The organism is Pedobacter sp. 01T416_2 (assembly GCF_056398925.1).
In genome coordinates this window covers 1-4,189 of record NZ_JBFTQI010000532.1, presented here as the reverse complement: position 1 = coordinate 4,189, position 4,189 = coordinate 1, and the positions used below count along the sequence as shown (strand labels likewise).

The following is a 4,189-nucleotide window of genomic DNA, read 5'->3' as shown; positions in this document are numbered from 1 at the left end:
CTACTGGCCGTATCGTTTGGATAGACAAAGTTTTAACACCAGATGATGAACTTAAATTGCCAAGTACAGCTAATCCAACTGAATCTTATGGTTTTATCATTAAAGATTTAGAAGATGCTATTGTTGACCTACCAACAATTAAAATTGCTGGTAGAGCAAATAAATATGTAGCGGCTTCTTTTTTAACAGAAGTTTGTTTGCAGGCTTTAGCGTATAAAAACTACCCTGCGGCACCAAATGTTAACGCAAGCGATCCATTACTACAAAAAGTGATAGACAATGCAAATTTAGTAATCAATACTGGAGGTTACTCTTTAGAAGCTGATTACGGTGGAATGTTTAACGAAACCAAAAAAACCTCTCCTGAGATTATTTTTGGAATCTATCGCTTAGCCGCAAACACTACGGTTGATGGTACACCAATGCAAACCATGGTGCCTAATCTTAACAATGATAGAATAGCTCGTAATGGTGGCGGCTTGTTTACCAATCAGAATATTTTTGAGGCTTGGGGCACAAATTTTCCGACACAAAACTTTACTGACGATTATTTAACAATCGATAAAGCTAATCCAACCTTAGCAGTTGCTTGGAACAAAACCTCGCAATACTTGGCKAATGTAGACGAAAGCGCAACTGTTCCTTCAACGGGTACCGGCCATAATGTAATACCTAGGAATACTGGTGAGACTACCATCAAAAGTGGTAGAATAATACCGGGAAGTACCGAAACCATTTGGAGCCTGGCTAACCAAAATAGAGATGCAAGGTGGAAAGCTACAATATGGAGCGATTCGACAGAACGAATTTATGGTGAACAATTAACCACTACTTTACACGGTAACGCCGATCGTTGGATGAGAATTACAGGTATCGCTCCTAATCCTTATGTAACTTTAACGAATATGTATTGGAAAAAGGGACTTTACACCAATGTAAACCCTAGACCTTATGTTGGCGTACCTACTGATTACCATTACGTAGCAATGCGTTTAGGAAGAGTCTATTTAAATTTGGCCGAGGCCTTTTTGTTAAAGGGTGATGTAGCCAATGCTGTATTGAACTTAAACAAAACACGCGTAACTCATGGTCAATTACCAGTTTCTCAAGCAGCGACTACGGCTAATGCTTGGACAGATTATAAACGCGAAAGACGTGTAGATCTGGTAATGGAAAATGACTTTTATTACAGTTTATTAAGATGGGGAAGATATGGCGGAGATGCCAATGATGGGTTACCATCTGGTAAAAAAATTGCTAATTTAACTGAAGTAATGAGGGTAATGGACGTAAGTAAAGACCGCAAATCATTTGTTACTACAACAGGTCCATTTGGAGGCTTCCCCTATAATAACCGCCAATTTGATGAAACTAGACGTTATTTGCTACCTATAGCCCAAAGTTATATTGATAACAATTCAAAATTTGGACCTCAAAATCCTGGCTGGTAAAACTTAAAATTAAAGATGATGAAAAGAATTATAAATTTAAAAATAGCTTTAATAGCAATTTTGGCAAGCACCTTGTTTAGCTCGTGCTTAAAGAAAGATTTGCCAGGTTATCCTGCGTTTTCTGATGCAGATATTACTTTGGCAAACTTGGAATATCGATATAAAATAGCTAATCCAGTTGCTGGAAAAGATTCAATTGTAGCATATGTAAAATTAACCAATGTTTCTCATGTTATTGATGCTGCCAATGGCACTATCAACATCACACTGGATATTCCATCTGCTACCCCAACTTTTTCCGGACAGGAGCGTACAAAAGTAAGCTTAAATCGCCTTTGGCCATATTTTAACATTTCTACTGCTGCCACAATGAAGGGTATAAATGGCACAGCAAATCCTGGAGATATTACAGATTGCAGCAAACCATTACAATATGAAATAACAGCAGCTAATGGTCAGAAAAAAGTTTGGAAAATCAATATTGCTCCACTTCCTGTTTTACCACCAGTTAATAATTATGAAGCTAATTATACCTCAAATGGATACTTCTATCACCCGAGTAGCCCACGGGCAATGACTAATGTTGTTAAAACCTTAGTTACGAGCGGTACGAATGGCGTACTTGTAGACTTAGGTGATTTGGGAACCAGTGGTTACAGAGCATTAATTACAATTAATCCTGATAACACCTTAACCATTACAGGTGCTCCTGGAGCTGCCGGAACTCCATATTTAATGTTTACATCTGGTTTACCAGATGGCTATACAGCTGCCTGGGCAGGTTCTGCTTCTTGTAATAACACCTATGATCCGGCGACCAAAACCTTTAAAGTAAGGTATGGCTATGGAGCAGCAGGGGCTTATCGTGTTACAGAGGAAGTGCTGAAGCGTAACTAATTATTAATTGTTAATCCCTCTAGTCGTGGGATCGACTTATGGAGCCCCTACAGATACTGCCAATCTTTGAAATACATTGTTATTGCAGTAAAATGGGGCTTCCAGAATCTGGACGATAAATGTAATCGTCTTTAATAATCCTTAATCTTTGTGCTTAAGGTTATGAAAAATGCCGGGACTAGGTTAGTTAGTTTAATAGTGAGGGTGCGCGTGTTATACAGCACCCTCTTTTTTGTGGTGTGCTATTATGCCATATATCTATAGGGTGGAAGTCCCAAATGGCACGAAAAAGTTTGGTAATCCCCTTTCAAGGCATTCAATACAATTACAAGATCTGTTCAGAATCATTATCGTACTATTCTGAACTATTTTGATAACAGATCAACAAATGCTTCCGCTGAATCTTTCAATGCAAAGATTAAAGCTTTTTAGCACAATTCCAGGGAGTTAAATGAGTAGAGCTTTCTCTACAAGCTAACTCAATTTGTATACTTTAAAATAACTACTCCACAACTTTTAATATTGATCCCAGATTGCCCACATAATTTAAAATAATAAGGATGATTAAAAGTAAAAAAGCCCTTCAATCCTGAGAGGGCTTTTTCATAGTCGTCTATCCCTATAAGTAGGAAGCTCAAAACTAATTAATGCCTTTAATATTTTTAGGGGTTGAATAAACTGAACAGAAATTTTTTTTATGTTAATTCATTCTTAGTTTTTTCGGCTTTACTTGCCCTTAAAAGGTTATAACGAGCTGTTACTCTACTCCTTTTGCATTCGTTGGAATAACGTAAAGCGATTTTGAAGCCGTAATAAAAAGCATGTTTTTGTCTTTTCCACCAAAACAAATGTTACCGCACCACTCTTCGGGTATATCAATATGACCGATTTTTTCGCCGGTAGGTTTGTAAATATTCACCCCTTTTCCGGTTACATAAATATTTCCATCACTGTCTAAAGTCATTCCATCAGAATGCTGGTTAAGGAAAAGTTGCCTGTCTGTTAATTTGGCATCAGCACCAATACGATAACGATAAGTTTTATTGGCGCTCATATCGGCCACATACAAAAATTTACCATCCGGAGTACCTACAATACCGTTAGGCTTGATGATATCATCCGTCACGATAATGGCTTCCTTTTTTCCTTTAGGAAGATAATATACCTTTTGCCCTTGAATTTCAGGCGATTTCCTGGTCCAGTAATCGCGCTGATAATAAGGGTCAGTAAAATAAATGCCTCCTTTAGCATCCAGCCAGATATCGTTTGGTCCGTTTACCTTTTTACCTTCATAATCGCTGAAGAGCACTTTTATCTTTTTGTTTTTATCGATAGACCAGATCTGGTTATTCTCGTCGGCACAAACAATCAGGTTACCTTTTTTATCGAAATAAGTACCGTTTGCCCTTCCCGATTTATCCATATACAGGCTCAGTTTGCAATCAATACCATATTTCCAGATTTTATCATTAGGCTGATCAGTAAAAAACACGTTTCCCTGTTTATCAACTGATGCACCTTCTGTAAACTTAAACTGCGAAGAAATCAACTTTAAACTATCCTGAACAAAAAGGTTTTGCCCTTCGCTTTGCGCAAAAGAGATGGTACTTAAGACTGAAAGCGCCAAAAAGAAGAAATATTTTTTCATTGTATTTTTTTTAAAAAACCTATCAGGTTTCAAAAACCTGATAGGTTTATAACGATATCAACTTACCCTTTTCCCTTTCAATAACATATTTAATGCATCGTTCAGCGTTCCAGCTTTTTGTACTTCGCCTTCATTTACAAAATAAATTTCGTCAGCGTTTTCGATGGTGTTTAAACGGTGTGCAATAATAACA

The 4,189-nt window shown here is 37.3% G+C and carries 3 protein-coding genes and 1 pseudogene; 3 read left to right on the top strand and 1 reads right to left on the bottom strand.

All coding sequences use genetic code 11. The features are described from left to right. From AC1DPQ_RS19680 to AC1DPQ_RS19670, 3 genes and pseudogenes are all read left to right on the top strand, one after another. A partial coding sequence (locus AC1DPQ_RS19680) for a RagB/SusD family nutrient uptake outer membrane protein (RefSeq protein ID WP_477610621.1) occupies nt 1-1,451 on the top strand: 1,451 nt, incomplete at its 5' end. An 18-nt stretch (nt 1,452-1,469) separates the two neighbouring features. Beyond that, nucleotides 1,470-2,348, top strand: a complete 879-nt coding sequence (locus AC1DPQ_RS19675) for a DUF5018-related domain-containing protein (RefSeq protein WP_477610620.1) — start codon at nt 1,470-1,472, stop codon at nt 2,346-2,348. 315 nt (nt 2,349-2,663) lie between these two features. Continuing rightward, nucleotides 2,664-2,780: pseudogene (locus AC1DPQ_RS19670) on the top strand (transposase); the annotation flags it as partial. Between the two features lie 325 nt (nt 2,781-3,105). Here AC1DPQ_RS19670 and AC1DPQ_RS19665 read toward each other — a convergent pair. Next, the gene (locus AC1DPQ_RS19665; protein ID WP_477578787.1) at nt 3,106-3,996 is read right to left on the bottom strand and encodes an SMP-30/gluconolactonase/LRE family protein; all 891 of its coding nucleotides are present in this window, start codon (nt 3,994-3,996) and stop codon (nt 3,106-3,108) included. Nucleotides 3,997-4,189: the final 193 nt, after the last annotated feature.

Coding starts and splice junctions, on each gene's coding strand:
- AC1DPQ_RS19675 (WP_477610620.1), top strand. CDS start 1,470: ATGAAAAGAATTATAAATTTAAAAATAGCTTTAATAGCAATTTTGGCA.
- AC1DPQ_RS19665 (WP_477578787.1), bottom strand. CDS start 3,996: ATGAAAAAATATTTCTTCTTTTTGGCGCTTTCAGTCTTAAGTACCATC.